Here is a 1,239-nt window from a genome sequence, read left to right as displayed (position 1 = left end):
GGTCACGCAGAAGTAGTCCGCAGCACACGGGGTCCTGCCCGGAGCAGGGCAGGACCCCCGCACCGCCTAGCAGTCCACGCCGGGGAGGTCGGCGCCCGTCCATGCATGTCACGCATCTCTCGCTGGCCGACTTCCGCTCGTACGCCCGGGCCGAGGTCCCTCTCGGCCCGGGCGTCACGGCGTTCGTGGGGCCCAACGGGCAGGGCAAGACCAACCTGGTCGAGGCCGTCGGCTACCTGGCGACGCTGGGCAGCCACCGGGTCTCCTCGGACGCTCCGCTGGTGCGGATGGGCGCCGAGCGGGCGATCGTGCGGGCCCAGGTCCGGCAGGGGGACCGGCAGCAGCTGATCGAGCTGGAGCTCAACCCGGGCCGCGCCAACCGGGCCCGGATCAACAGGTCCTCGCAGGTCAGGCCCCGTGACGTGCTGGGGATCCTGCGCACGGTGCTGTTCGCGCCGGAGGACCTGGCGCTGGTCAAGGGCGACCCCGGGGAGCGGCGGCGGTTCCTCGACGAGCTGGTCACTGCGCGCTCCCCGCGCATGGCGGGCGTCCGGTCCGACTACGAGCGGGTGCTCAAGCAGCGCAACACCCTGCTGAAGTCCGCCGCGCTGGCCCGCCGCCACGGTGGGCGGAACATGGACATGTCGACGCTGGACATCTGGGACCAGCACCTGGCCCAGGTGGGGGCCGAGCTGCTGGCGCAGCGGCTCGACCTGATTGCCGTGCTGCAGCCGCTGTCCGACAAGGCGTACGAGCAGCTGGCCCCCGGCGGCGGGCCGGTCGCGCTGGAGTACAAGGCGTCCGCGCCCGGCGACGGGCACACCCGCGAGGAGCTGTACCAGCAGTTGCTGGAGGCCCTGGCCGGGGTGCGGAAGCAGGAGATCGAACGGGGCGTGACGCTGGCCGGGCCGCACCGGGACGATCTGGTGCTGCGGCTGGGGCGGTTGCCGGCCAAGGGGTACGCGTCGCACGGCGAATCCTGGTCGTACGCGCTGGCCCTGCGGCTCGCCTCCTACGAACTGCTGCGGGCCGAGGGCAACGAGCCGGTGCTGATCCTGGACGACGTCTTCGCCGAGCTGGACGCGCGACGGCGGGACCGGCTGGCGGAGCTGGTCGCGCCGGCCGAGCAGGTGATGGTGACGGCGGCGGTGGACGAGGACGTGCCGGCGGCGCTGACCGGGGCGCGGTTCCGGGTCGCCGAGGGGACGGTGGAGCGGGCGTGACGACGGGTTCGGGAAG

Annotated in this window: 1 protein-coding gene; it reads left to right on the top strand. The window is 73.5% G+C overall.

What is annotated here, in order from left to right; translation table 11 throughout:
- Positions 1–101 precede the first annotated feature (101 nt).
- Entirely contained in the window at positions 102–1,223 is a 1,122-nt protein-coding gene (gene recF, locus HW445_RS31545) for a DNA replication/repair protein RecF (protein WP_180224188.1), read from the top strand.
- Positions 1,224–1,239 lie beyond the last annotated feature (16 nt).

The sequence above is a fragment of the Streptomyces sp. UH6 genome, assembly GCF_013421635.1.
GTDB classification, from domain to species: Bacteria; Actinomycetota; Actinomycetes; order Streptomycetales; family Streptomycetaceae; genus Streptomyces; species Streptomyces abyssomicinicus.
Note: the sequence above shows the minus strand (reverse complement) of the source record. Positions and strands in the feature narration are given on the sequence as shown.

Coding starts and splice junctions, on each gene's coding strand:
- recF (WP_180224188.1), top strand. CDS start 102: ATGCATGTCACGCATCTCTCGCTGGCCGACTTCCGCTCGTACGCCCGG.